Raw genomic sequence first — 25,030 nt, 5'->3', positions numbered from 1 at the left:
CTGCTGGGAGGAGCTTGAGCGTGTGGTGGTCTCTGACCGGTTTTGACCTGTCCGGATGGACGGCGACCGTGCTGGCCGTGGTGGATTACGGTATCCGGATTATTGCGTTGGGCGTTGTTCCCGGCAACCGGCGTCCCACGACGGCCATGGCGTGGCTGCTGTGCATCTTCTTCCTTCCCATCCCGGGCATCATCCTCTTCTCCCTCTTCGGGAACCACCGGCTGTCGGACCACCGGGTGCGGCGGCAGGCGGAGATCAACCGGGCGGTGCGCGAGAACACCAAGGAACTTGAGGCCGAGGGCAGTAATTACGGCGGGCCGGAGTGGGTGCTCAACGCCGCCGAGCTGAACCGCCGGCTGGGGTCCTTCCCTACACTGGACGGCAACAAGGTCGACCTGCAGCGCGACTACGCGGAGTCCATCGACATGATGACCCGTGCAGTGGAAAAAGCCGCACGCTACGTGCATGTGGAGTTCTACATCATGGGCTACGACGCCCAGACCAGGCAGTTCTTCCAGGCACTCAAGTCAGCGGCTGCCCGCGGCGTCACCGTTCGGCTGCTCTTCGACCACATCGGCACCCTGCGGATCAAGGGCTACCGGAAGATGCTGCGCGAACTGCGCAACAGTGATGTCCAATGGCGGCGGATGCTGCCGGTGGAGCCCTTCCGGGGCCGCTGGCGCCGTCCGGACCTGCGCAACCACCGGAAACTGGTGGTGGTGGACGGAGCCGTTGCGTTCACCGGATCGCAGAACCTCATTGAGCCGGCCTACCACAAGGGCCGCAACCGCCGCTCCGGCCGCAAATGGGTGGAGCTGATGGCCCGGGTGGAAGGACCGGTGGTGGATGAGCTCAACGTCGTTTTCGCCACCGACTGGAACGCCGAAACCGATGAGAACCTAGAACGCGAACTCAGCCTGTACGAATGGACCTACGACCCGGGCAACGTGACCTGCCAGGTGGTCCCCAGCGGACCGGGCTTCAGCACCGAAAACAACCTGCGCCTGTTCGCGTCCCTGATCTATTCGGCCAGCGACCGGATTTCCATCACCAGCCCGTACTTCGTGCCCGATGACACCCTGCTTTACGCGGTGACGACGGCGGCCCAGCGCGGCGTGGAAGTGGAACTGTTCGTTTCCGAAAAGGGCGACCAGTTCCTGGTGGACCACGCCCAGCGCTCCTACTACGAGGCGCTGCTCCGGGCCGGGATCCGGATCTACCAGTACCCCAAGCCGCTGGTCCTGCACGCCAAGCACTTCACCATTGACAACGAGGTGGCCGTCTTGGGCTCCTCCAACATGGACATGCGTTCTTTCTCGCTGAACCTCGAAGTCTCCATGATGATGTTCGACGGCACCATCGTGGAACAGATGCGCCGGGTCGAGGACACCTACCGCGCCCTGTCCAAGGAACTGCTGCTGGAGGACTGGGTGGACCGGCCCCTCTGGCAGCGCTACATCGACAACGTGGCCCGGCTGACCGCCACCCTGCAGTAGGAGCCCGCGCGGCGGCCAGCGCCGTCAGTTCAGGCAGCGCGGTCCAGCACGCCGAGGACCGACGCCAATGCCGCTGCTGGATTGGCGCCCGGACCCACCATCCGCACCGCGAGGTCCGCGGCGGCGGACGCGTCGTCGTCGGCGGACCAGCGCCGCTCCTGCGCGGCCCAGCGCTCCCAGTGCGGGGCGTAGGTGCTGCCGTCGCGCTCCAGGGCGTACCGGCGGCGGACGGATTCCTCGGCGGCCACCCATACGGCGGTGTCCAGCATGCTGCGGGCCTCGCGGTGCGCGGCGCCCACCCCTTCGAAGACGACGGCGTCGGCCGGTTCGGTGCTCCGCCAGGGTCCGCGGCGTCCGGCTTCCCAGTCCCAGGCCTGCCAGCGGGCCGTCTGCCCCCGGGCGAGCGGACGCAGGACCTGCTCCCGGTAGTAGGCCATTCCCGATTCCAGGCCGTCCCAGCCGGGGTAAATGTCCTCGAGGTGGAACAGGCGCACGCTTCCGCGGCGGCTCAAGGCTGCGGCCACTTCGGTGGCGAGCGTCGTTTTGCCGGCTCCGGAGAAACCGTCGACGGCGATGAGCAGGGGTTTGCGGGAGTCTCCGGTGGAAGCTGCGGGCTCAGCGGTCATGGCGGCTTTCGCGCCGGTTCGCCAGGAGCTGTTCCACATACTCCAGCACGCCCGGCACGGCGGCCGTGATGAGGGCGTAGGACTCCTCGAAGTCCTTTTGGTCCCCGTACCAGGGGTCCGCAATGCCCAGTTCCGCACAGGGGTGCGGCCGGCCGGCCGGTGTCTGCAGGGCCGGGTCGAAGGCCCGCAGCATCATCACCTTGGCCCGGTCCGCCTGCGTGGGGGCCTGCAGCGACAGTTCCATAAAATGGCCGTAGTCCATGGCCAGGATCAGGTCACGTTCGGCGAACCATTCCGGCTGGAACCCGCGGGCCCGGAAGGCAGTGATGCCAGTATCCGGATAGCCGTGGCGCCGCAGTTCGGCCGCGGCCCGCTTATCCATCGGCTTGCCCGCTTCCCAGCCGCTCAGTCCGGCGGAGTCCACCGCCACTGCCGCCGGCTCTTCCCCGGCAACCGGCCGTTCCGCGGCGGCGTCGCCGAAGGCGCGGGCCAGCGCAAACTGGGCCATGGGGGAGCGGCAAATGTTGCCCGTGCATACGGTCTGGATCCGGAACATGCCTTAAATCCTACGCAGAACACCGGCCTGCTCAGGCCCGGGCGAGCAGCTCGCCGCAGGGCATCAGGAACCAGCCGTCCGGTGCTGCGGCCCATTCCTGCCAGCCGGCGGAGAGCCGTTCCAAACCCTCCCCGTCCGCCAGCCCGCGTTCGGAGGCCTGCTCGGCGAAGGCGGAATGCAGCACCCGCTCGGACCATGATGCGGCCAACCAGGCCCGCTGGTCTTCGGTCGCGTACAGCCAGTTGGAGGATGAGGGTGTCAGGTCAGTGAACCCTGCCTCCAGTGCCCAGGAGAGCAGGTGCCGCCCGGCGTCGGGTTCGGCCTGGTTGCCGCGGGCAATGTGCTGGTAGACCTGCATCCATTCGGCCAGCTCGGGAACCGCCGGGTACCAGCTCATGCCATGGAAATCGACGTCGCGCACTGCCACCAGCCCGCCGGGCTTGGTGACCCGGCGCATTTCGCGCAGGGCGGCCACCGGATCCGCCAGGTGCTGGAGCACCTGGTGGGCGTGGACCACGTCGAAGGTCTCGTCGGGGAAGTCCAGGTCATAAATGTTTCCCCCGGCGAAGGAGGCATTCGCCAGGCCGCGGGCGGCGGCCAGTTCGCGGGCCAGGACCAGGACGTCCTCAGAGGCGTCCAGGCCGATCACCGGCCCGGGGGCTGCCAGTTCGGCAAGGTCCGCCGTAATGCTGCCCGGGCCGCAGCCGACGTCGAGCATGCTTATGCCCGGCTTCACTTCGGGCAGCAGATACGCGGCGCAGTCCTTCGCCGTGCGGACCGCGTGGGCGGACACCACGCTCTGGTGGTGGCCGTGGGTGTACGTTTCGGGACGCATAGCAGGACCCTACCGCCCTCCGGCCGCCGCAGGGAGCCAAAGCGCGACCGCGTGTTCCGCAAGGGCTCCAACCAAACTTGAGCCTCCTGCGCTCAAGTTTGTTGACAAAGAATCAGCTCTGAGTAAAGTTGAGTCCAGAACGCTCAATTGCTCTACGCGATGTCCAGCGGAGGAAGCCATCCCGGTCCGGGAAGGGAACCGCCGCGGGAGAAGTCACGAAGATGCGGGTTTTTCCAAGGAAAGAGGAAGCAAATATGTCACGTGCAGTAGGTATCGACCTCGGAACCACCAACTCGGTCGTCTCGGTGCTGGAAGGCGGCGAGCCCACGGTCATCGCCAACGCTGAAGGCGGCCGCACCACGCCGTCGGTCGTGGCGTTCGCCAAGTCCGGCGAGGTCCTGGTCGGCGAGATCGCCAAGCGCCAGGCCGTCAACAACATTGACCGCACCATCTCCTCCGTCAAGCGCCACATGGGCACCGACTGGAGCGTGGACGTAGACGGCAAGAAGTACACCGCGCAGGAAATCTCCGCCCGCATCCTGATGAAGCTGAAGAACGACGCCGAGGCCTACCTCGGTGAGAAGGTCACGGACGCCGTGGTCACCGTTCCGGCCTACTTCAACGACGCTGAGCGCCAGGCCACGAAGGAAGCCGGCGAGATTGCCGGCCTGAACGTGCTGCGCATTGTCAACGAGCCCACCGCAGCTGCCCTGGCCTACGGCCTGGACAAGGGCAAGGAAGACGAACTCATTCTCGTCTTCGACCTTGGCGGCGGCACGTTCGACGTTTCCCTGCTGGAAGTCGGCAAGGACGAAGACGATTTCTCCACCATCCAGGTCCGCGCCACCGCCGGTGACAACCGCCTCGGCGGCGACGACTGGGACCAGCGCATTGTGGATTACCTGCTGAGCCAGGCCAAGGCCAAGGGTGCGGACCTGTCCAAGGACAAGATCGCCCTGCAGCGCCTGAAGGAAGCCGCGGAACAGGCCAAGAAGGAACTCTCCTCGGCCACCTCCACGAACATCTCCCTGCAGTACCTCTCGGTCACCCCCGAAGGCCCGGTCCACCTGGACGAGCACCTTTCCCGTGCCAAGTTCCAGGACCTGACCAAGGACCTGCTGGACCGCACCAAGAAGCCGTTCAACGACGTCATCGCTGAAGCCGGCATCAAGGTTGCCGACATTGACCACATCATCCTCGTGGGCGGTTCCACCCGTATGCCCGCCGTTTCCGAGCTCGTGAAGCAGCTGGCCGGCGGCAAGGAACCGAACAAGGGCGTAAACCCGGACGAAGTTGTGGCCGTTGGCGCCGCACTGCAGGCCGGTGTCCTGAAGGGCGAGCGCAAGGACGTGCTGCTGATCGACGTCACCCCGCTGTCCCTGGGCATCGAGACCAAGGGCGGAGTGATGACCAAGCTGATCGAGCGCAACACGGCCATCCCCACCAAGCGCAGCGAGACCTTCACCACCGCGGATGACAACCAGCCGTCGGTGGCCATCCAGGTCTTCCAGGGCGAACGCGAGTTCACCCGCGACAACAAGCCGCTGGGCACCTTCGAGCTGACCGGCATTGCGCCGGCTCCGCGCGGTGTCCCGCAGATTGAGGTCACCTTCGACATCGACGCCAACGGCATTGTGCACGTGTCCGCCAAGGACAAGGGCACCGGCGCCGAGCAGTCCATGACCATCACCGGCGGGTCCTCGCTGTCCAAGGACGACATTGACCGGATGGTCCGCGAGGCCGAAGAGCACGCAGCCGAGGACAAGAAGCGCCGCGAGGCTGCCGACGTCCGCAACTCGGCCGAGCAGCTGGCCTACTCGGTGGACAAGCTCCTCACCGACAATGACGACAAGCTGCCCGAAGACGTCAAGACCGAGGTCAAGGGCGACGTCGACTCGCTGAAGAAGGCCCTTGAGGGCACGGACAACGACGACGAGGTCAAGAGCGCGTTTGAGAAGCTGCAGGCTTCCCAGACCAAGCTCGGCGAAGCCATCTACGCTTCGGCCTCCGCTGCCGGTGCTGAAGGCGCCCCGGGCGCCGGTGCGGCCGGTGACGGTTCCGCTGCCGGCAGCGCCAACGATGACGAAGACATCGTGGACGCCGAAGTTGTCGACGACGAAGAAAAGAAGTAATCATGCCGGCGGGTAACGAGCACGGGAACACTCCCGAAGGCGAAGAACCGGTAAGCGGCCAGGGCACGCCCGGCCAGGACGAGACGCAGGCCAACGGCGGCACCGGGGAGGAAGCATCGGCTTCCGCCCCGGCAGCCGGGGGCGACGCACTGTCCCAGGCGGAGCAGATCCTCAACAACGCCGACGTGCCGGCGCAGCCTGCTGCCGCCGGTTCGCCCGAGGCGGCGGAACTGCGCAACGACCTGCTGCGCCTGCAGGCCGAGTACGTGAACTACCGCAAGCGGGTGGAACGCGACCGGGATGTGGCCCGGGAAATGGCGGTAATCGGTGTGCTGAATTCACTGATGCCGGTCCTGGATGACATCGACGCCGCACGCCAGCACGGCGACCTGGCGGAGGGCCCCTTCGCCGCGATCGCCACAAAGCTGGAGAACACGCTGAAGACCTACGGCCTGGCCCGTATCGATGAGACCGGGGTGGAGTTCGATCCGAACATCCACGAGGCGCTCATCCAGCAGCAGAGTGCGGATGTCACGTTCGATACGGTGACGCAGATCCTGAGGTCCGGCTACAAGTCCGGCGACCGGGTCCTGCGTGCCGCGCAGGTGATTGTTTCGGTTCCGGAACAGTAAGCAGTACCGCGTCCGGGGCCGCCAGCAGGCGGCCCCGGACATTTCCATAGGCAGGTCCCGCAGCAAGCCGGGGCAGCAGCAGGTCCGGTGGCCGTGCTCGAAACGAGCGGGATCGGCAAATGAGGAAGGGGACGCCAATTGGCTAGTCAGGATTGGGTCGATAAGGACTTTTACAAGATTCTGGGTGTTCCCAAGGATGCGTCGGACGCCGACATTAAAAAGGCGTACCGGAAACTGGCACGGAAATACCATCCGGACCAGAACCAGAATGATGCAGACGCCGAGCGGATGTTCAAGGACCTTTCCGAGGCCTACTCCGTTCTTTCCGACGCTGAGGAGCGCCAGCAGTACGACGCCATCCGGGCAATGGGAAGCGGTGCCAGGTTCACGGCCGGCGGCCCCGCTGGTGCCGGCGGCGGCGCCGGCGGCGGTGCGGGCTTTGAAGACATCTTTGGCGGCCTGTTCGGCCAGGGCGCATCCCCGCGCGGGGGCCGGCGCACCACGTTCAACGCCGGCGGCAGCAACATTCCGCCCGAATTCGCCGACCTCTTCGGCGGCGGCAGCGGGTTCGGCGGCGGCGGGTTCGGCGCCCCGCCGCCCACCAAGGGTGCGGACCGCACGGCCAGCACCACTATTTCCTTTGCCGGGTCGATCAACGGCACCGTCATCGGGCTGCGGGAACCCAGCGGGGAAGTAGTCGAAGTCCGGGTGCCTGCCGGCGTCAAGGACGGGCAGAAGATCCGGGTCCGGGGCAAGGGCCAGCCCGGTGCGGCCGGTCCCGGGGACCTGATGGTTACTGTGCACGTCACCCCGCACGACTTTTTCACCCGGGAAGACAACAACATCCGGATCCATGTGCCGGTCACCTTCCCCGAGGCCGCCCTGGGCGCGACCGTCGAGGTGCCTACGCTGACCTCCGATACCGTCCGCCTGAAGGTGCCCGCCGGAACGCCGTCCGGGCGCACCCTGCGGGTCAAGGGCCGCGGCGTCCACACGTCCAAGGGCAACGGCGACCTGCTGGTGACCGTAGACGTCGCCGTGCCGTCCCACCTGAACAAGGATGCCCGCGAAGCCGTGGAAGCGTTCGCCGAAGCGACCAAGGGCGAGGACCCGCGAGCCTCGCTGGCAGCCAAAGCCCGGCTATAGCGTGCCGGTCGCCGGAGGGCGAACTTCCCGCGTTACTATTTCAACAGCCGTCAAGGAGGAACAATGGGCATAGATGCTAATGCGCCTATTTTTGTGATCTCCGTTGCCGCTGAGCTTGCGGAAATGCATCCGCAGACCCTCCGGCAATATGACCGGCTCGGCATTGTCCGGCCCAGCCGGGCGCCCGGCCGGTCACGCCGTTACTCCCAACGCGACATTGAACTGCTGCGCGAGGTCCAGAAACTGTCCCAGGAGGGCGTTTCCCTGGAGGGCATCAAACGCATCATGGAACTGCAGAACCAGGTCACCGGGCTGCGCCAGCGGATCGTGGAACTATCCACGGAACTGGATGAGGTCCAGCGCCGCAACCCGGACCACAGCCGGGTCTTTGCGGCCGGGCTGGCCGGCGACGTCGTTACCCTCAGCCGCGGACAGCGGCCGCCGGCGGCCGCCACTGCCGTGAAGCAGCTGGGCCTGGTCTCGCTGATGGAACGCCGCAGCCGGCTGCGCGCGCTTCCCGCAGGCAAGACAGCGCAGCGGAACTACGCCGACGACGGATACGTCCAGTCCCTGTAGCACTCCTCTTTAGGGGCGCAGTCCGGCGAGCAGTATGGCCAGCATGGGTTTCCTGTCCTCCGGGGTGCCCAGACGAACAGCATGCTCGATCCCGCAAACCAGGTGGGAGAGCTGCGGCAGGGTCAGTTCGCTGCGGATAATGCCCGCGGACTTGGCCCGGGCGAGCACAGCTTTGAATGCAGCGAAAATCTCCTCCTTTGCTGCCCGCACCCCCTCGGTTTCATCCTCCGGGGAAAGCAGGACGGATTGGAGTCCGCCGTCCTCCAGTTGCAGTTCGAGGGCCGCGCCGAGGTAGAGGGCAAGCGCTTCGCCTGGATCCGGTTCAGCTGCGGCACGGCGTGAAATCTCCTGCATCCGGCCCAAGGTGTCGGCCGTGAGTGCCTCCAACAGTGCCCGCATGGTCGGGAAATGGCGGTAGACCGTCCCTACCCCTACGCCCGCCTCCCGGGCGAGGTCATTCATCCGCAGCTCTTGGGGGTCATGCCGGCGGGCCACGTCCAGGATCCGTGATCGGCTGCGGGCGGCATCTGAACGAAGCGGTGGCATGGGTCCAGTGTAACTCAATCGGATGAAGTATCCGTTTCGTGTGCTAGGTTCTAAGCGGATAGATGATCCACTTAGATTCGAGAGGGCAATCATGACCTGGAACCCAGCCACCCTTCCCAGCCAGACGGGGCGCACATTTGTTATTACCGGGGCCACAGCGGGTATAGGATATTTCGCCGCCGAGCAGCTGGCCGGAGCGGGGGCACACGTTGTCCTGGCCTCCCGATCGGCTGACAAATTAGGCGCGGCCCAGGCCTCCATCCGGAACTATGTGCCGGAGGCCTCCCTCTCCGAGGTGGTGATCGAACTGGGTTCCTTCGCGTCCGTGGATGCAGCCGTAGGCAAAATTGCCGCGTTGCCCCGTCTGGACGGCATCTTCCTCAACGGTGGAGCCATGACCATGAACCGGCGAACCATGACAAGTGACGGGCTGCCGATCCTCCTGGGCACCCACGTTGCCGCCAACATTCGCCTGATGGCGGGCATCCTGCCCCTGCTCTCGGCCACAGGGGAGACCGGCGGCAGGCTGAGCCGCGTGGTGCATGCGTCCACGGGATTTGTCGGGATCAAGCGGTACGGGCTGCAGGACGTGCGGGGCCTGCCATGGACCGGCATTGGCGCCTATACCAAGGCCAAGACGGCCACCGAGGTTTTCGGCCATGAACTCGACCGCCGGCTGCGTGCAGCGGGTCTCCCGGTGGCGTCAGTCCTCACCCGGCCCGGGGTGGGCGTAGATGCCAAAACGCCGGAACGGGCGGGTGTCCGGGATGCTGCGACACCGTACCGGCGCAATCCCTACACACCGTGGGCACAGGGGAAAGACGCCGCGGCATACCCCGCCGTGCGCGCCCTGACCGATCCCGCGGTGCGCGGGGGAGAGTACTTCGCCCCGGAGGAGCGGCTGCGGGGAATGCCCGTGGCCGTGGAGCCCAACGCGCACACGGCAGGCCCGGTTGAATCGCCGGAGCGGCTCTGGCTCCAGCTCGAAGACCTGGCCGGCGTGCAAATCCCCGGACTTGGAGCCCCGGCAACGCAGCCGGACCTGCGCTAGCGCGGTCAGCGCAGCCGGCGGGCCCGAAGCACCACATCCTCGTTGTGGTGGGCGCCGGCACCGGAAGCTACGTGCCGCGGACGGGTCTCCTGCGCCTCGATCCGCCAGTCCCCGTCCAAGGCGGCGGCAATATCTGCCGGGAGCACATACTGGTCCAGATCGTGGCTGTGCCCGGTGTCGGAGGTCAAGGCATGGTGCACCACCAGGAGCAGGCCACCGGGGGCGACCGCCTGCAGCAAGGCCTGTTCCGCGGCATGATCTGCTGTGCGCAGCAATGCCGGATACTGAGCAGACACCAGGTCGAAGGACGCCGCGGCGAGCTGGGCTTCGACCAGGCCGCTGTGCACCCAGGCGACCTGCAGGCGCTGCATTTCCGCCTGCCGTGCTGCCCGTTCCAGGGCTACGGAGGAAACGTCGAGTGCGGTCACGTCCCAGCCGCGGGCGGCCAGCCACAGCGCGTCGGCGCCTTCGCCGCAGCCGACGTCGAGTACCCGCCCCGGAGCCAGGGCAGCAGCTTCCGAGACCAAGGCACCGTTCGGCTGCCCGCTCCACAGGGCTTCACTGGCCGCGTAGCGCTGGTCCCACTCTTCTTCCACGCCTGCCGGTTCCGGCAGGGGAGGGGCAGGCTGCGGCGCGGGACGGGCGGGCTGATGCGGGGTGTTCGAATCCATAACTGAAGCATGCGCCGGCCACCGGTGCACCGCAAACCATGTTGCCGGACCGGCAACATGCCTGCAGTCGTCCATGTCCTCGTCGGGAGTAGCCCGCCGGAGCAGGCTACTCCCGGGCTTCGGCCTCGGGCCGCAGCCGGATAAGGCGCTGCGGGCCGTCGTCGTCCAGTTCCACCAGGTCGCTGCGGGAGGAAAGGAAGTCGGTGAAGGACCGGAAGCCCAGCGGCTTTTCGTTGAAGGAGGGGTCCATACGCCGCATCTGGTTCTTTACCGTGCCTGTGTTGAGCCACTCGTCGTCGCCCTTGGCATGGCCGATCTTCAGTGCACGGACAAGCAGTTCGGTGGCAAGGGTCCGCGGGTCAATGTCTTCAGCGGTGTCCGGCTCCTCAAAGCGGGCGTCTTCGGTGTGCGAGAACATGGGCACCACAGTGAGCTTGCGGGCCTTGCTGGGGGTCTGGTCCATTGCCGCAGCAGGGGCCTTGGCGGATCCCGGTGCCGCGGCGACAGCCGCAACAATGCCGGGCAGGGAGTCATAATCCTCGAACTCGTCGCACGCGGCGGCCAGGGAGGTGCTGGTGGAACCGGCCACACCGATACCCACCACGAAGCGGCCCAGCCGCTTCGCCTTCTGGGCTAGGGCAATGTAGTCGGAATCCCCGGCCACAATGATGATGTGCGTCAGGTCCGGCAGTCGGAAAAGGTCTTCCACCACGTCCACGGCAAGCCGGATGTCGGCACCGTTCTTGGTGCCGCGCGTTGTGGTGGTGAACAACTGGGTGAGGTCCACCGCGCGGGACATCAGCTGCCGCTGGTAGCTGGCGTTGACGGGGACCGACCAGTCGGCGTATGCCCGGTTCACCACCAGGGTGCCGAAGGACGCGGCGAAGTCGATGATCGCATTGAAGTCCACAGTGGCAGCGGTCAGCTTCGCGGCAATATCGGGATCTGCATCCCGGTTGGTCTTGTCGAAATTGCGGATCCCGTCGCGCTGGAAGGCGTTCCGGCCGTGCAGTTGCTGGTAGCGCGAAATGACAATGTTGTCGAAGTCGATATAGAGGCCGACGCGTGCGTCGCTCGGTTCGGGCATGGTGCAAAATCCTTCTGGGCCGGCGGAGGGCTCACTGCCATCCGTACCACCAGTTTCCCGCCGCCGGTACTGCAAGGGCAAACCGGGGTCAAGGCGCAGTGCCGTCCGGTCCTGCCGGGGCACCGCCGAAGGAGCGTACTTCGCGGCCGGTTATCCGGCGGGGGCGAACCGCTGCTGGCCGATCACCGCCAGCAGGCCAAGCTTCTGCGCTGCCTCGCTGCGCGGGGCGGCAGTCAGCACCAGCAGGGCCTGGCTCTGGTCTTCGCTGTACAGGGTCTGGCAGTCGAGCTCGATTTCGCCCAGTTCCGGGTGCAGCAGCGTTTGTGGTCGGCGAACCGGGTGGCCACGGCGCGGTCCTTCCATATTTCGGTGAACTCAGGGCTGCGCTTCTGCAGCAGGCGAACCAGTTCCAGCGCACGGGCCGAGTTTGCGGAAACTGCCACCCGCAGCCCGGCAACCTGGGCGCGGCCCTGCCGTGCGCGGTCAGCCGGCGGATAGAGCTCACGTTCAGCGGGATCGGTGAACCAACGGTAAACGCTGCTGCGGGCGGGCCCGGTGAGCCGGGAATGGTCTCCCAGCAGTGCCATGGAAAGCCTGTTCTGCGCCAGTGTTTCCCCGAGCGCGGAAAGGATCAGCGCCGGCGTATCCTCAAGCCGGTCCAGGACCCGCAGCAGGGCAGGGGCCACATGAGGGTCCAGGGACGCGCGGGGCGGCGGATTACGGTCAGCCAAACGGAAGAGGTAATCCCGCTCGTCGTAGCTCAGCCGCAGGGCCCGGGCCAGCGATCCCAGCAGCTGTTCCGAAGGCTGCGGGCCGCGGGCCTGCTCCAGCCGGGTGTAATAGTCCACGGACATCCCGGCCAGCGTCGCAACCTCGTCCCGCCGCAGCCCGGCCACCCGGCGCCGGGTCCCGGCGGACAGCCCGACGTCGTCGGGGCGCAGGGCATCCCGGCGGGATTTGAGGAAGTCGGCAAGTGTGGGGCGGTCCATGGATCCATCATGGGCCACCGCAGCCGTTCTATACAGGGACCGGGAATCCTACGACAAACGCTCCTCTCCCGCCCGCCGCCGGCCGGGCCAACACTGGGGGCATGAACATTAACGGAAACACCATTTTCATTCCCGGTGCCACCTCCGGCATCGGCCTGGCCCTCGCCGTCCGCCTGCAGGCTGCCGGCAACACCGTCATCATCGGCGGGCGGCGGACTGAGGTCCTGGAGCTGCTGGCCGTCGAACACGGCTTCGCCACCGTCGCCGTCGACACCACCGATCCGGCCTCCGTCCTGGCGGCCCGCGACACCGTGCTGGCCGGGCACCCGGACTTGAACGTGTTGATTGCCATGGCAGGAATCATGACCGGTGAAGACATGCGCAGCGAAAGCTTCCTCGCCGGAGCCGAGCGCCTGGTGGAAACCAACATCAACGGCCCGCTGCGGCTGGTGGCCGCGTTTATCGAGCACCTGCAAACCCGGCCGGATGCGGTGATCATGACCGTTTCCTCCGGGCTGGCCCATACCCCGCTGGCCAACACTCCGACATACAACGGCACCAAGGCCTTTATCCACCGGTTTAGCGAAGGCCTCCGGCTGCAGCTTGCCGGGACGTCCGTGCAGGTCATTGAACTGGTGCCGCCGGCGGTCCGGACCGAACTGATGCCCGGCGGCTCGGTGAACGAGCACTATCTCCCGCTGGATGCTTTCGCAGATGAGGTCATGGCCCTCCTTCAGGCCCAGCCCGATGCGCACGAAATCCTTGTCGAGGCCGTGAAGTTCCTGCGTTTTGCCGAAACCGAAGGCCGCTACGATGCGGCGGTCGCAGCGATCAATCCTGCGGTGCCGGCCTAGATCCGGCGGTAGGCGAGGTCGAAGATGAGCCGGCCGGCCTGGTGCGCCTTGTTCTCGAAGCTGGTGAGGGTGCGGCCCTCGAAGCGGGGAGCCCAACCGCCGCGCTCATCGACGTCGTCCTCCGGCACCTTGTTCTCGAGGCCTTCACGGTGCACCCGGGTCAGCGGACCCTGTTCGCCGGCCTGCTCGCCGGTATGCAGGTTCTCAAACTGTTCGGAGGCGTCCAGGACTTCGCGCATCTGTACGGCGTAGTCGGACCAGTCAGTGGCCAGCCGCCACGTGCCGCCGGGCACCAGGACCCGGGCCACCAGCTCGGCGAAGGACTCCTTGACGAGGCGCCGCTTGTGGTGGCGGGTCTTGTGCCAGGGGTCCGGGAAAAACACCCATACTTCGTCCACGGATCCGGCGGGGAGCATGCTGGTCAGCACCTCGGGGGCGTTGGCCTGCACCACACGCACGTTGGTCAGGCCCTTCTGCCCGATGCGCTGCAGGGTCTGTGCCAGGCCGGGCAGGTAGACCTCCACGGCAAGGAAGTCCTTGTCCGGGTTCTGCTCCGCGGCGTGCGTGACGGCTTCACCGAGTCCAGACCCGATTTCGACGACGAGGGGTGCGGTGCGCCCGAACTCCGCCGCGGCGTCGAACACGTACTCCGGATGCACCGAGGTATCGGCTTCCTCGCGCGGCACATCCACCACAAAACGGTCCGACAGTTCATCCCAGGCCTGCTGGCGGCGGCCCTGGAGGCGCGAGCCGCGCCGGACAAAGGAGACCGGAGAGCGGAAATGCCGGTCCTCGTCAGTTTCGGAGTCAACGTCGATGTCAGGGTCGGTGCCCTCGGCCTGCGGCAGGGCTGGTTCAGTAGTCATCACCGTTAATGCTATCGGCTGCCGGGGCCCCGGTTTTCACCGCTGCCGCCCGCCCCGATTAGGAAACTTTCCGCATTACGGTAAACTGTAGGGAGATGTTGGTCCTGCCACGGCCGCAGCCAAAGGTTGCAGCCGTGTGTGTAAGCAGTCCAGCCTGCGTCGATGAACGCTTTCTTTTGTCCCGCCTGTTAGCGCGGTAGACACTGTCTGACTTTTCTTCGGCGAACCCCCGGCCCAAACGGCGTTGGGGGCCTCTTACCGAAAGTTGCCTGTCTTTTATGACCACTTTTGCTGCCCTTGGTGTGCCCAAGGCACTTGTTTCCTCCCTCGCTGCCGCCGGAATCGACGAGGCGTTCCCCATCCAGGTGGAAACCCTCCCCGACACCCTTAAAGGCCGCGACGTCCTGGGCCGCGGGCGCACCGGCTCCGGCAAGACCCTCGCCTTCTCCCTGCCGCTGGTCACCCGGCTGGCCGAGAACGAGGCAGCTTACCGCCGCCGTCCGAACCGCCCGCTGGGCCTGGTCCTGGCACCCACCCGCGAACTGGCCACACAGATCAACAACGTGATTGAGCCGCTGGCCAAGGAACTGGGCCTGAACACCACCGTGATCTACGGCGGCGTGTCCCAGCAGCGCCAGGAAAAGGCACTGAAGGCCGGCGTCGACATCGTCATTGCCTGCCCCGGCCGCCTCGAGGACCTGATGAAGCAGAAGGTCATCAGCCTTGAGTCCGTCGAGATCACCGTGCTGGACGAGGCCGACCACATGGCCGACCTTGGCTTCCTGCCGGTTGTCCAGCGCCTGCTGGACCGCACTCCGGAAAAGGGCCAGCGGATGCTGTTCTCCGCCACCCTGGACAACGGTGTGGACAAGCTGGTCCGCCGTTACCTGTCCAACCCGCTGACGCACTCCGTGGATGAGCCGCAGGCAGCGGTGTCCACCATGGAGCACCACGTGCTGCTGGTCCAGGACCAGACGGCCAAGAAGCTGCTGGTCAAGGAACTGGCCGGTGGCCAGGGCCGCCGCATCATGTTCATGCGCACCAAGCACCACGCCCGCAAGATGGCCCAGTTCCTCACGGACAACGGCATTCCCACGGTGGACCTGCACGGCAACCTGTCCCAGAATGCCCGGGACCGGAACCTGGCGGAGTTCGCTTCCGGCGATGTCCGGGTCCTGGTGGCCACCGACGTCGCCGCCCGCGGCGTCCACGTGGACGACGTGGAGCTCGTAGTCCACATTGATCCGCCCACGGAACACAAGGCCTACCTGCACCGTTCAGGCCGTACGGCCCGCGCCGGATCCAGCGGAACCGTGGTCACGCTGACCCTCCCGGAGCAGAAGAGCGAGGTGTCGAAGCTGATGAAGGCTGCCGGCGTCGACGTTTCCATCGAGAAGGTCAGCCACAACTCCCCGTCCATCGCCAAGCTCGTCGGCGAACGCGCGGCCGTTGTGGAACCGCATGTCCGTGCCGCGCAGCTGGCAGCCAAGTCGCCGCAGCAGGGCGGCGGCCGTTCCACCGGCGCCAATGCCCAGCGCAAGCGCGCGGCCCGTTCCACCAGTGCACCCCGCGCCGGCGGACGCGGCGGCAACGGCGGACGCGGGCGGGTTTCCGCCGAACGTCCCGAGCGTACGGAACGCAGCGAACGCAACGACCGCGCTGCAGCCGGTGACGGCGGCCGCACCCAGCGTCCGGCCCGTGCCACCGAAGGACGCCGCGCCAGCGCCGGTGCTGCCACCGCTGCAGGCCGCAACCGCCGTCCCGCCACCGGCCAGCGTGCCGAAGGCGCCGGCAGCGGCCAGCGTTCCGGCGGCGCATCGGGCCGTCCGGCACGTGCCGCCGGTCCCCGCCGCGCCACCGCCCCGGCCTCCAACGAGCGCCGCTCCCGCTAAGGGTTCTGAGAAAAGAGGTCCCGCATCCACCGGATGCGGGACCTCTTTTTTGTTTGCGCGCAGACCTACTCGGTGTACAGCCCCATGCCGCGCAGCACATTGCGCCGGGCGGCGTTGGAAATCAGGAACCGGCGCCCGGAGGTGACCTCCGGATCGACTCGGACAAAGGCGTTCTTAATGCCCGCCTGCCAGGGGAAAAGGGGAAGCTCCTCCGAAGCTATCAGCTCGGCGTTGTCCTCGAGCAGGGAAGCGGTGCCTTTGAGCACCACGCTCCAGGCGGAGGAAAGATTGTCGTCATAGCCGTCAATCTCAAACGCCACCGAACTGCCCGAAAGCGCCCCGGACAGCTTGGTGCCGGCGGCGGTCCGGAACACAACGGTGCCGTGGTCCACGGCGAAGTTCACCGGAAAAATCTCCGGGTGGCCCTCTACGACTACGGCCAGCCGGCCGAACCGGGCTTTCCGGATGTAGTCCCAGCACTGGCTGGAGGTGAGCTGGTCTGCGGCGGTTTCCCCGGAAGTCGGCATGGCGCCAGTGTAGGACAGGAAGGGCAGCGGGGCTAAGTAGGAACTGCGGGCGTGGCTGGAGCCGGTGCCGTGGCTAAACCCGGGCCGGTGGAGAACAATGGATGAATGCACGCAATCCTCAACGTCATCTGGCTCCTGTTCGGCGGTATTTGGCTGGCGCTGGGGTATGCGCTGGCCGGTGTGATCTGCTGCCTGCTGATCGTGACCATTCCGTTCGGCATCGCGTCCTTCCGCATTGCCAACTACGCGCTGTGGCCGTTCGGCCGCACGGTGGTGGACCGGGGCGGCTTTACCGGACCGCTGAGCATGGTGGGTAACATCATCTGGCTGCTGCTGGCCGGCATCTGGATCGCCATCGGCCACGTGATGACCGCCATCCCCATGTTCGTGAGCATTGTGGGCATCCCGCTGGGCATCGCGAACCTGAAGATGCTGCCCATTTCCCTGATGCCGCTGGGCAAGGTCATTGTGCCTACGGACACCTGGCAAATCACCCCGTACGCCGGCAACGCCTACCGCCAGCCCGGCTATTCGGGCCGGGCGGTGCCGGGGCAGTACGGCCCGGGGGAGTACCGCCCGGGCCAGTACTAGCCAACGGCAGTACTAGTCCCGGCAGTACTAGCCCCGGGCACCGGTCAGGAACTGCTTCATGAGCGGGCCGCCCGACGTCGAACCCCGTTCGCCCTGTTCCACGAACACCGCCACGGCCAGGTCACCCTGGATGGACAGTACCCAGGCGTGGGTTTGGGGCGGGTCCTCGCTGCCGAACTCCGCGGTCCCTGATTTGGCCAGTACCGGATCACCCGGCACGTCCAGCAGCATCTGTACGCCGCCCTCGGCGACGACGGCGCGCATCATCTCCCGCAGGGACGCAGCTTCCGCGGCGGTGAGCTTACTGGGAGCAGGGGCGGGGGCCGCCGATTCACTTGCTGACGGAGCAGCCGATGCCTTCGCCCCAGCCGACGGGTCGGCAGGCGCCGATGCGGCCGGGGCTGTCCCCTCTGTTCCCGCGACGGGACGGACCAGCGCCGGTGCCACCCGCTCGCCCTTGCTGATGGACGCTCCGGCCACGGCCATGGCCAGCGGCGAAACGAGGACTTCGCCCTGCCCGATCAGCGACGCTGCGTGGGCGGTGCCCTCGGCCTCCGCCGGAACCGATCCCAGGAACGCGGGCGTGCCGATAGCCGCGTCCACACCGATGCCCAGATCCGCTGCCGCATCCGTCAAGGCCTGCTGGGAAACCGTGTCGCGTGCGTTCAGGAAGGCCGTGTTGCACGAGTTGGCGAATGCCGTACGCAGCGGGATGTCTCCGGTTGCGTTGGCGGGGTAGCCGGGGACGTTGGCGAAGTTCCGCCCGTCAACGTTGAGTTCGGCCGGGCACTGGACCGTGGACTCCGGAGTGACGCCGTTGCGCAGCATGGCCAGGGCAGAGGCAGTCTTGAACGTGGAGCCGGGCGGATACTGGCCCAGCAGGGCCGTCTGCTGGCCTCCGCTGCCCGGCCCGTTGGCCACGGTGAGGATATCGCCCGTGGAAGGCTGGATGGCGACCAGGGCCGACGCCGAGGGCTCGCCTTCCAGGACTGCCTCGGCCAGCTCCTGCAGGCGGGGATCGAGGGTGGTCTGTACATCGGTGCCGGAAAGGGCGTCCGTGGCAAAAACGCCCTTGCTTCCGCCCGCGTTTTCGACAGTGATGCTCACTCCGTCGCTGCCCCGCAGTTGCTCGTCGTACTGCTGCTGGAGTCCGGAAAGGCCGGTCAGGTCGCCCGCGGAAAGCCGGCCCTCGGACTCCGCGATCGCCTCGGCGGTGGCCTCGCCTACGGTGCCGAGCAACGCCCGGGCAAAGCTCCGCGTGGGCGCCAGGATGCGCTGCGCGGGCAGCGCTGCGGCGCCGGGGATGGCTTCAACGCTCTGAACCGTGGCCGGTCCGTCCGCCTCGGCGCGCTGCACCAGCGCCTCCACGAACGCTTCCGGGCCGGACGCCTGCACCTGCGCGGTGTAGGCCTCGGGGTCCAGTCCCACCAGCGCGGCCAGCGCGGCGGCGGAGGACGCCTCCTGCCCCTCCGGGACGTCGGGCTTGTTGATGCCGATCCGCAGCACCGGACGGGAAGTCATCAACGGCGCCCCGTTCCGGTCCAGGATGTCGCCGCGGGCGGGAGGCGGCACGGTCGCGCGGGCCAACCGGTCGCCGTCGGCCAGGGAATCGAACAGCACCGACGGCGCCCACTGGACCAGCCACTGATCATCCTCGCCGCGTTCGAGCCGGACAATGCTTTCATAGTTCCAGTCCGGCCGCGAATCCCCGTTCACGTCCCAGGCATACCCAAGCTTGGCGGACGCGGTGTCCTTGTCATCGGGATCTTCGTCGACACCGGCCACGGTGACGTCCGGCCGCAGGGGCCCCATGTCGGCCAGCAGGGTCTGAAGCTCCTTGTTGATCTGGTCCGGAGTTCCCGCCGTAAAGGCAGATCCTGACACATCCAGGTTGCCCAGGCCCTCGGCCAGGGTAGCGGCGGCGTCATCCGGTGACGGCTTGTCCGCCGAACAGGAGACAAGGCTCAGGGCCAGAGCGGCGACGGCGAGAACGGAAACGGGTGTGCGGTTTTTCCCCATCCCGACAGGGTACCTGCCTGCCCGCCCGAACCTGCGGATGTGGCAGGCCTGTTGTTATTCCCGCCGCTGTGCGAAGTCGGTTTCCCAGTTGTCCTTGGGAACCTGGTCCTCGGCGATGGAAGTGTTGCCCGGCACCTCGCGGTTCAGGTGCAGGAACTCCAGATGGGTCTCGTAATGGTCCAAAACGTCGGTGATGACCTGTTCCTTGCTATAGCCCATGAGGTCATAGCCGTGGCTGCCCTCGAGGGAGAAAACCTCCATCCGGAAATACTTGGTTTCCGCTGACGCGTTGTGGGCATAGGACGGGGTATCGCACCGCACGGGGTAGATCTGGTATTTGAAGCCGCGCTCCTGCGCCATGCCCACCTGCAGGTCCAGATGGTGGATGCCGTACGGAGCCACCTCTCCTTCGCACAGCACGACGTCGGCGCCCCGCGCCTTCAGTTCGTCATGGACTTCCTGCAGGGCAGGCCGGGCGACGGTTTGCAGGAAGCGTTCGGCCTGCCGCGGACCCGGGTAGGTCATCACGCGGGAGAGGCGCTGGCGCCAGCTGAGGCCGCCGCGCGCGTCCAAGCCGCGTCCTGCGATGATGCTCGGCAGGGAAGCCCGGTAGCTGTCGGTCAGCGTGTTCTCTACCCGCAGGGCCTTATAGACCCCGAGCATGATGAACAGCAGGAGGATGGACAGCGGCAGCCCCATGATGATGGTGGCGTTCTGCAGCGTGGTCACCCCGCCGACCATCAGCATCGCGAGGGTAAGCAGGCCGGTGAAGGTGGCGATGGCCGCCGTCGCCGGCGCCCAGGGGTACTGTTCCAGCAGTCCGTAGAAGGCGCGTTCGGGCTGGTTCATTGCCACCTCCCCGAACGCTGTGTTGCCGGTCATGACCAGGTCAAGCGCGGAGTTCCCGAAGATGGATATCCACAGCAGGATGAAGGCAAACGGCACGATCATGGTGCCGAGGACGAATTCGCGGATGGTCCGGCCCCGGGAGATCCGGGCCAGGAAGAGTCCGACGAACGGTGCCCAGGCAATCCACCAAGCCCAGAAGAACAGGGTCCAGGAACTCAACCAGGCATCCGGCCGGTCATAGGCCATGGTGTCCATGGTCATGGACGGGAAGTTGCTGAGGACATCCCCGATGTTCTGGACAATGCCGTCGAGCAGGAAGTTGGTGTTGCCGGCGACCAGGACGAAAAGCATCAGCCCGACGGCGAGGACCACATTGAGCTCGGAGAGCCGGCGGATGCCTTTCTCCACACCGGAGACGGTGGAAATGGTGGCCATGATGACGGACAAGGCAATCAGGGAAACCTGCACCGTCAGGTTTTCGGGCAGTCCGAACATGACGTTCAGTCCATAGTTCAACTGCACCACGCCGATGCCGAGAGAGGTGGCAATGCCGAAGATGGTCCCCAGCAGGGCGGCAATGTCCACGCTGTGGCCAAGCGGACCTTCGATCTTCCTGCCGAAAATCGGGTACAGGGCCGAGCGGATGCTCAGCGGCAGGTTGTGCCGGTAGGCAAAGTAGCCCAAGGCCAGTCCCATCAGGGCATACAGCGCCCAGCCGGTTATGCCGTAATGGAACAGGGTCAGTACCAGGGCATTGCGTGCCGCTTCGGCAGTGCCGGGATCGCCGGCGGGCGGGGCCAGATACTGCGAGACCGGCTCGGAGACCGAGAAGAACATCAGGTCAATGCCGATGCCGGCGGCGAACAGCATGGCGGCCCATGTGAACATGCTGAACTGCGGCCTGGAATGGTCAGGGCCGAGCTTCGTCTTACCGACGCGGGTCAGGGCCGTGGCCAGGACAAAAATCACCACGAGGCTGACCACCAGGAAGTAGTACCAGCCCATGTTGACCGAAACCCAGCCCACCATGGAACCGATAACGGAATCGGCATTGCCGGAGGCCAGCATGGCCCAGAGGGCAATGGCGAGAATTCCGGCGGCCGAACCGATGAAAACCGTTGTATTAACCCGGGTCCGCGGAGCAGCGGTGTCCGCTTTCTCCGCTTCCGCGAGATTGCTCATTGAGGATCGATCCTTGGGTTGCTACGGAGCTTCAGGCGCTCCGGCAGCACGGGATGGCGGAGGCGGCCGCGGCGCGGCGTACACCTAGGCGTCCGCAGGCCAAACGGAGCGGGCGGGCACCCGGGGGGCTGCAGCGCGACGCGCTGTCCGGAGGCATTTTCGAATCTACCAAAATGCCCGCAGTGCCTCGATTCCTTTGACCCGGCTCACACGGACATGGCAGGTGCAAGCCCAGGAAGCCGGGCCAGGGCAGCCTTTCCGACCTGTGCAGGGCCTGCTTTCCCTGCTACCGTTTTGGAGAAATGGCCCTCTTGTGGCCAACGACACAACTCGCTTCCAACTGGACACCTTCCGACGGCCCGAGCGGCGTCGACAGCCGCGCAAGGACCCGGATCGGGTGCCGGTTGTTCTACGGAGGAGTGAGCGGATGTCCGATTTGGACACGATTCTCAGAAGGACGGAGCGGTCCTTGGGCCGCCGGCAGATTCAGGCCGGCCACGCACTGATGGTTGTGATGGCCAGGGACATCGGGCATCCCATCGGAGAGGTGTGGTCCGCGCTGGCTGAACCTGACCGCGTGGCTGAATGGCTGGCGCAGCCGGAGGGGGATTTGCGGAGGGGAGGAAACTACAGCCTGCCCGACGGATCCCATGGTGACATCCTGCGCTGTGATCCGCCCCGCCTGCTCACCGTGTCCTGGATCCGGGAAGGGGCAGCCCCTGCCGAGTTGGAGCTGCATCTGACGGCCGAAGACAGCCAGACCCGGATAGAACTGCTTTACGCCTCGGTCCGCAAGGGGTTTGCCACCACCGCGGCACCCGGCGGCGGGATCTGGACCGGCGGGGCGGGGTGGGAGTTCTTCCTGGACATGCTGGAGGAGTACCTGGGCGGCACCATCCCGCAAAAGCCGCCGGGACTTATGCCGGATTTGAAGATCGAAGGAGAGCTGGTGGACCTGTTCGACGCCCGGAACGAGAGCTGGCGCCGGGCTGCCGACGAGTTTGAGGCGGAGCGCGCCCCGTAGGAGACGCCGGCGCCGCCTTGGGACGGGCGCCCCAAGAGTGCTGTGGATAACTTTACTTTCAAAGTTGAGCTAACTAGACTCAACTTTGTTATATGACCAGCACTGAGGCTGAATATTGCTGAGGTTTTGAGGAGCCATCCGTGGACACCAAATTCACGAACAAGAGCCAAGAGGCGCTCTCGGCTGCGGCCATGAACGCCAACACTGCCGGTAACCCGCAGATCGAACCGTCCCACCTGCTCAAAGCCCTGATGGACCAGCGGCAGGGTGTGGCCGTGGCCCTGCTCAAGGCCGCCGGCGTGAATGTCGACACGGTGAGTGCTGCGGCCAGCAACGCCATTCACCAGCTGCCATCCTCTTCAGGGTCCTCCGTGGCCCAGCCGCAGTTCTCACGGCCCCTGCTCCAGGTCATCAGTGCCGCTCAGCACGAAGCGGAGCAGCTGGGAGATGCCTTTGTATCCACCGAACACCTGCTGCTGGGCCTGTCACTGGACAGCGGCCCGGCGGGCAAGGTGCTGCGGGACAACAACGCAGGGCATGACGCCCTGATTGCCGTGCTTCCATCCGTACGAGGAGACCGTAAAGTGACCAACGCCGATCCGGAGAACACCTTCCAGGCCCTGGAAAAGTTCAGTACCGACCTGACCGAGATGGCACGGTCCGGAAAACTGGATCCGGTTATCGGCCGGGACGCGGAAATTCGGCGCGTGATCCAGGTCCTCAGCCGCCGGACCAAGAACAATCCGGTACTGATAGGAGAGCCGGGGGTGGGCAAAACCGCCGTCGTCGAAGGCCTCGCCCAGCGCATGGTTGCCGGCGACGTCCCGGAAAGCCTCAACGGCAAGACCCTGCTGTCCCTCGACCTGGGCTCCATGGTGGCCGGGGCGAAGTACCGCGGCGAATTTGAAGAACGATTCAAGGCCGTGCTGGAAGAGATCTCCAATGCCGAAGGGCAGATTGTCACCTTCATCGACGAGCTGCACACGGTAGTGGGGGCAGGTGCCGCCGAAGGGTCCATGGACGCCGGCAACATGCTCAAACCCATGCTGGCCCGCGGGGAGCTGCGCCTGATCGGCGCCACCACCCTGGACGAGTACCGCGAAAACATTGAAAAGGACGCCGCACTGGAACGCCGTTTCCAGCAGGTTTACGTAGGCGAGCCCAGCGTTCCGGACACCATCGGTATCCTGCGCGGCTTGAAGGAGCGCTACGAGGCGCATCACAAGGTGGCCATTGCGGACTCGGCACTGGTTGCCGCCGCCACCTTGTCCAACCGCTACATCACGGGCCGCCAGCTACCGGACAAGGCCATTGACCTGGTGGATGAGGCCGCCTCCCGGCTGCGCATGGAAATCGACTCCGCTCCGGAGGAAATCGACGAGCTGCGCCGCGCGGTGGACCGGTTGACCATGGAGGAACTGGCCCTGGCCAATGAGACGGACGAGGCTTCCATGGAACGCCTTGCCGTACTGCGCGAGGACATGGCGAACCGGAAGGAACAGCTGGCAGCGCTCAATGCCCGCTGGGAAGCGGAAAAGGCCGGCCTGAACCGGGTTGGTGACCTCAAGGCAAAGATAGACGAGCTGCGCAGCCTGGCCGAAAAGGCACAGCGCGACGGCGACCTCACGGAAGCCTCGCGCATCCTCTACGGCGAGATCCCCGCACGGCAGAAGGAACTCGACGCCGCCCAGCAGGCGGAGGCGAGCAAAAACGGGGAGGAAGCCCAGGAGCTGATGGTGTCCGAAGAGGTCACTGCGGATGACATTGCCGAAGTGGTGTCCGCGTGGACCGGCATCCCTGCCGGGCGGATGCTGCAGGGCGAATCGCAGAAGCTGCTGGACATGGAAGAGGCCCTCGGTTCCCGCCTGATCGGCCAGACGAAGGCGGTGGCTGCGGTGTCCGACGCGGTGCGCCGCTCACGGGCCGGCGTCAGCGACCCGGACCGGCCCACCGGTTCGTTTATGTTCCTGGGCCCCACCGGCGTCGGCAAGACCGAGCTGGCCAAGGCGCTGGCGGACTTCCTGTTCGACGACGAACGGGCCATGGTCCGCATCGACATGAGTGAGTACTCGGAGAAGCACGCCGTGTCCCGGCTGGTGGGTGCCCCTCCTGGCTACGTGGGCTACGAGGAAGGCGGACAGTTGACCGAAGCGGTCCGGCGCCGGCCTTATTCCGTGATCCTGCTGGATGAGGTGGAAAAGGCCCACCCGGACGTCTTCGACATCCTGCTCCAGGTGCTCGACGACGGGCGGCTGACGGACGGCCAGGGCCGCACAGTGGACTTCCGCAACGTGATCCTGATCCTCACCTCGAACATCGGCTCCCAGTTCCTGGTGGACCCGGGCATGAACGACGAGCAGAAACGCGAGTCGGTGATGGCCATGGTCAACGCGAACTTCAAGCCGGAGTTCCTCAACCGCCTCGACGACGTCATCCTGTTTGATCCGCTGAGCTTGGAAGACCTGACGAAGATCGTGGACATCCAGGTCCGGGCGCTCGCGGCACGCCTCCACGAGCGCCGGCTGGTGCTGGAAGTGACCGACGCCGCCCGCGAGTGGCTGGCCCTGACCGGCTACGATCCGGCCTACGGTGCCCGTCCGCTGCGGCGCCTGGTGCAGCGGGAAATCGGTGACAAGCTGGCCCGCGGCATTCTGGCCGGGAAGATCAGCGACGGGGACACCGTGCTGGTGGACCGTGCGCCGGACGGGCTGGATGGCGACGGCCTGGTGGCCGAAACCGGACTCACGGTGGCTGCAGTCAGCTGACCGGGACCCGGCAGCGCAAGTAGAAACGAACGGCAACAAACGAACGGCGTGGGGGGGGGGGGGGGGGGGGCGGGCCGCCCGGGGGGGGGGGTGTTGTTGTGGTGGGTGGGGGGGGGTG

At 66.2% G+C, this 25,030-nt stretch carries 20 protein-coding genes and 2 pseudogenes; 11 read left to right on the top strand and 11 right to left on the bottom strand.

All coding sequences use genetic code 11. The features are described from left to right. Nucleotides 1–20: 20 nt before the first annotated feature. Entirely contained in the window at nucleotides 21–1,496 is a 1,476-nt protein-coding gene (cls, locus tag LJ754_RS03500; RefSeq protein ID WP_442860301.1) for a cardiolipin synthase, read from the top strand. A 29-nt stretch (nucleotides 1,497–1,525) separates the two neighbouring features. Here the strand turns inward: cls and LJ754_RS03495 are convergent, their stop codons facing one another. The 3 genes from LJ754_RS03495 to LJ754_RS03485 are packed head-to-tail and all read right to left on the bottom strand — an operon-like array spanning nucleotide 1,526 to nucleotide 3,513. Next, nucleotides 1,526–2,122, bottom strand: a complete 597-nt coding sequence (locus LJ754_RS03495) for a uridine kinase family protein (RefSeq protein ID WP_227925461.1) — start codon at nucleotides 2,120–2,122, stop codon at nucleotides 1,526–1,528. Beyond that, nucleotides 2,112–2,678 carry a low molecular weight protein-tyrosine-phosphatase gene (locus tag LJ754_RS03490; RefSeq protein ID WP_227925460.1) on the bottom strand — a complete coding sequence of 189 codons (567 nt, stop codon included), beginning with the start codon at nucleotides 2,676–2,678 and terminating at the stop codon, nucleotides 2,112–2,114. The genes LJ754_RS03495 and LJ754_RS03490 overlap by 11 nt, the downstream gene beginning before the upstream one ends. 31 nt (nucleotides 2,679–2,709) lie before the next feature. Next, entirely contained in the window at nucleotides 2,710–3,513 is an 804-nt protein-coding gene (locus LJ754_RS03485) for a class I SAM-dependent methyltransferase (RefSeq protein ID WP_227925457.1), read from the bottom strand. 254 nt (nucleotides 3,514–3,767) lie between these two features. Here LJ754_RS03485 and dnaK point away from each other — a divergent pair, with 254 nt between their 5' ends. From dnaK to LJ754_RS03465, 4 genes are all read left to right on the top strand, one after another. Further along, the gene (gene dnaK / locus LJ754_RS03480) at nucleotides 3,768–5,645 is read left to right on the top strand and encodes a molecular chaperone DnaK (protein WP_227925456.1); all 1,878 of its coding nucleotides are present in this window, start codon (nucleotides 3,768–3,770) and stop codon (nucleotides 5,643–5,645) included. 2 nt (nucleotides 5,646–5,647) lie between these two features. Continuing rightward, the gene (locus LJ754_RS03475; RefSeq protein ID WP_227911763.1) at nucleotides 5,648–6,277 is read left to right on the top strand and encodes a nucleotide exchange factor GrpE; all 630 of its coding nucleotides are present in this window, start codon (nucleotides 5,648–5,650) and stop codon (nucleotides 6,275–6,277) included. Between the two features lie 138 nt (nucleotides 6,278–6,415). After that, entirely contained in the window at nucleotides 6,416–7,423 is a 1,008-nt protein-coding gene (locus tag LJ754_RS03470; RefSeq protein ID WP_227925454.1) for a DnaJ C-terminal domain-containing protein, read from the top strand. A gap of 63 nt (nucleotides 7,424–7,486) precedes the next feature. Continuing rightward, nucleotides 7,487–7,999 carry a heat shock protein transcriptional repressor HspR gene (locus tag LJ754_RS03465; RefSeq protein ID WP_227911761.1) on the top strand — a complete coding sequence of 171 codons (513 nt, stop codon included), beginning with the start codon at nucleotides 7,487–7,489 and terminating at the stop codon, nucleotides 7,997–7,999. A gap of 9 nt (nucleotides 8,000–8,008) precedes the next feature. Here LJ754_RS03465 and LJ754_RS03460 read toward each other — a convergent pair whose 3' ends face one another. Then, complete coding sequence (locus tag LJ754_RS03460) at nucleotides 8,009–8,545, bottom strand: TetR/AcrR family transcriptional regulator (protein ID WP_227911760.1); 537 nt, start codon at nucleotides 8,543–8,545, stop codon at nucleotides 8,009–8,011. A gap of 91 nt (nucleotides 8,546–8,636) precedes the next feature. Here LJ754_RS03460 and LJ754_RS03455 point away from each other — a divergent pair, with 91 nt between their 5' ends. After that, a complete protein-coding gene (locus tag LJ754_RS03455) occupies nucleotides 8,637–9,596 on the top strand; it encodes an SDR family NAD(P)-dependent oxidoreductase (RefSeq protein WP_227925452.1) in 960 nt (319 codons plus the stop codon). Nucleotides 9,597–9,601: 5 nt separating this feature from the next. Here the strand turns inward: LJ754_RS03455 and LJ754_RS03450 are convergent, their stop codons facing one another. From LJ754_RS03450 to LJ754_RS03440, 3 genes and pseudogenes are all read right to left on the bottom strand, one after another. Continuing rightward, entirely contained in the window at nucleotides 9,602–10,267 is a 666-nt protein-coding gene (locus LJ754_RS03450; RefSeq protein WP_227925450.1) for a class I SAM-dependent methyltransferase, read from the bottom strand. Nucleotides 10,268–10,373: 106 nt separating this feature from the next. Continuing rightward, nucleotides 10,374–11,354 (bottom strand): NYN domain-containing protein, encoded by a 981-nt coding sequence (locus tag LJ754_RS03445; protein ID WP_227911757.1) that lies wholly within the window; start codon nucleotides 11,352–11,354, stop codon nucleotides 10,374–10,376. Nucleotides 11,355–11,603: 249 nt separating this feature from the next. Next, nucleotides 11,604–12,343: pseudogene (locus LJ754_RS03440) on the bottom strand (helix-turn-helix transcriptional regulator); the annotation flags it as partial. Nucleotides 12,344–12,444: 101 nt separating this feature from the next. Between LJ754_RS03440 and LJ754_RS03435 the strand changes: the two are divergent. Continuing rightward, on the top strand, nucleotides 12,445–13,197 hold the full coding sequence (locus LJ754_RS03435) for an SDR family oxidoreductase (RefSeq protein WP_227925448.1): 753 nt from the start codon (nucleotides 12,445–12,447) through the stop codon (nucleotides 13,195–13,197). Here LJ754_RS03435 and trmB read toward each other — a convergent pair. Continuing rightward, nucleotides 13,194–14,063, bottom strand: coding sequence for a tRNA (guanosine(46)-N7)-methyltransferase TrmB (gene trmB / locus LJ754_RS03430; protein ID WP_227925446.1), 870 nt, complete (start codon nucleotides 14,061–14,063; stop codon nucleotides 13,194–13,196). The genes LJ754_RS03435 and trmB overlap by 4 nt on opposite strands. Before the next feature lie 278 nt (nucleotides 14,064–14,341). Between trmB and LJ754_RS03425 the strand changes: the two genes are divergently transcribed. After that, complete coding sequence (locus LJ754_RS03425; protein WP_227911753.1) at nucleotides 14,342–15,955, top strand: DEAD/DEAH box helicase; 1,614 nt, start codon at nucleotides 14,342–14,344, stop codon at nucleotides 15,953–15,955. A 65-nt stretch (nucleotides 15,956–16,020) separates the two neighbouring features. Here the strand turns inward: LJ754_RS03425 and LJ754_RS03420 are convergent, their stop codons facing one another. Next, nucleotides 16,021–16,482, bottom strand: a complete 462-nt coding sequence (locus tag LJ754_RS03420) for a pyridoxamine 5'-phosphate oxidase family protein (protein WP_227911752.1) — start codon at nucleotides 16,480–16,482, stop codon at nucleotides 16,021–16,023. 105 nt (nucleotides 16,483–16,587) lie between these two features. Here LJ754_RS03420 and LJ754_RS03415 point away from each other — a divergent pair. Next, nucleotides 16,588–16,983: pseudogene (locus tag LJ754_RS03415) on the top strand (YccF domain-containing protein); the annotation flags it as partial. A gap of 117 nt (nucleotides 16,984–17,100) precedes the next feature. On the opposite strand, the gene LJ754_RS03410 reads toward LJ754_RS03415, so the two are convergent. Continuing rightward, the gene (locus tag LJ754_RS03410; protein WP_227925444.1) at nucleotides 17,101–19,092 is read right to left on the bottom strand and encodes a penicillin-binding transpeptidase domain-containing protein; all 1,992 of its coding nucleotides are present in this window, start codon (nucleotides 19,090–19,092) and stop codon (nucleotides 17,101–17,103) included. Between the two features lie 54 nt (nucleotides 19,093–19,146). Then, nucleotides 19,147–21,123, bottom strand: a complete 1,977-nt coding sequence (locus LJ754_RS03405; RefSeq protein WP_227925443.1) for a BCCT family transporter — start codon at nucleotides 21,121–21,123, stop codon at nucleotides 19,147–19,149. 427 nt (nucleotides 21,124–21,550) lie between these two features. Between LJ754_RS03405 and LJ754_RS03400 the strand changes: the two genes are divergently transcribed. Then, a complete protein-coding gene (locus tag LJ754_RS03400) occupies nucleotides 21,551–22,147 on the top strand; it encodes an SRPBCC domain-containing protein (protein WP_227911748.1) in 597 nt (198 codons plus the stop codon). 140 nt (nucleotides 22,148–22,287) lie between these two features. Beyond that, nucleotides 22,288–24,912, top strand: a complete 2,625-nt coding sequence (clpB, locus tag LJ754_RS03395; RefSeq protein ID WP_227925441.1) for an ATP-dependent chaperone ClpB — start codon at nucleotides 22,288–22,290, stop codon at nucleotides 24,910–24,912. Nucleotides 24,913–25,030: the final 118 nt, after the last annotated feature.

Source organism: Arthrobacter sp. zg-Y40, assembly GCF_020731535.1.
Lineage (GTDB): Bacteria > Actinomycetota > Actinomycetes > Actinomycetales > Micrococcaceae > Arthrobacter_B.
Note: the sequence above shows the minus strand (reverse complement) of the source record. Positions and strands in the feature narration are given on the sequence as shown.

Bases quoted from the DNA above. Each gene is read 5' to 3' on its own strand.
- dnaK (WP_227925456.1), top strand. From the start codon at position 3,768: ATGTCACGTGCAGTAGGTATCGACCTCGGAACCACCAACTCGGTCGTC.
- LJ754_RS03445 (WP_227911757.1), bottom strand. From the start codon at position 11,354: ATGCCCGAACCGAGCGACGCACGCGTCGGCCTCTATATCGACTTCGAC.
- LJ754_RS03400 (WP_227911748.1), top strand. From the start codon at position 21,551: ATGTCCGATTTGGACACGATTCTCAGAAGGACGGAGCGGTCCTTGGGC.
- LJ754_RS03460 (WP_227911760.1), bottom strand. From the start codon at position 8,545: ATGCCACCGCTTCGTTCAGATGCCGCCCGCAGCCGATCACGGATCCTG.
- LJ754_RS03420 (WP_227911752.1), bottom strand. From the start codon at position 16,482: ATGCCGACTTCCGGGGAAACCGCCGCAGACCAGCTCACCTCCAGCCAG.
- LJ754_RS03465 (WP_227911761.1), top strand. From the start codon at position 7,487: ATGGGCATAGATGCTAATGCGCCTATTTTTGTGATCTCCGTTGCCGCT.
- LJ754_RS03435 (WP_227925448.1), top strand. From the start codon at position 12,445: ATGAACATTAACGGAAACACCATTTTCATTCCCGGTGCCACCTCCGGC.
- LJ754_RS03405 (WP_227925443.1), bottom strand. From the start codon at position 21,123: ATGAGCAATCTCGCGGAAGCGGAGAAAGCGGACACCGCTGCTCCGCGG.
- LJ754_RS03495 (WP_227925461.1), bottom strand. From the start codon at position 2,122: ATGACCGCTGAGCCCGCAGCTTCCACCGGAGACTCCCGCAAACCCCTG.
- LJ754_RS03455 (WP_227925452.1), top strand. From the start codon at position 8,637: ATGACCTGGAACCCAGCCACCCTTCCCAGCCAGACGGGGCGCACATTT.
- LJ754_RS03485 (WP_227925457.1), bottom strand. From the start codon at position 3,513: ATGCGTCCCGAAACGTACACCCACGGCCACCACCAGAGCGTGGTGTCC.
- LJ754_RS03450 (WP_227925450.1), bottom strand. From the start codon at position 10,267: ATGGATTCGAACACCCCGCATCAGCCCGCCCGTCCCGCGCCGCAGCCT.
- trmB (WP_227925446.1), bottom strand. From the start codon at position 14,063: ATGACTACTGAACCAGCCCTGCCGCAGGCCGAGGGCACCGACCCTGAC.
- LJ754_RS03475 (WP_227911763.1), top strand. From the start codon at position 5,648: ATGCCGGCGGGTAACGAGCACGGGAACACTCCCGAAGGCGAAGAACCG.
- LJ754_RS03410 (WP_227925444.1), bottom strand. From the start codon at position 19,092: ATGGGGAAAAACCGCACACCCGTTTCCGTTCTCGCCGTCGCCGCTCTG.
- LJ754_RS03425 (WP_227911753.1), top strand. From the start codon at position 14,342: ATGACCACTTTTGCTGCCCTTGGTGTGCCCAAGGCACTTGTTTCCTCC.
- LJ754_RS03490 (WP_227925460.1), bottom strand. From the start codon at position 2,678: ATGTTCCGGATCCAGACCGTATGCACGGGCAACATTTGCCGCTCCCCC.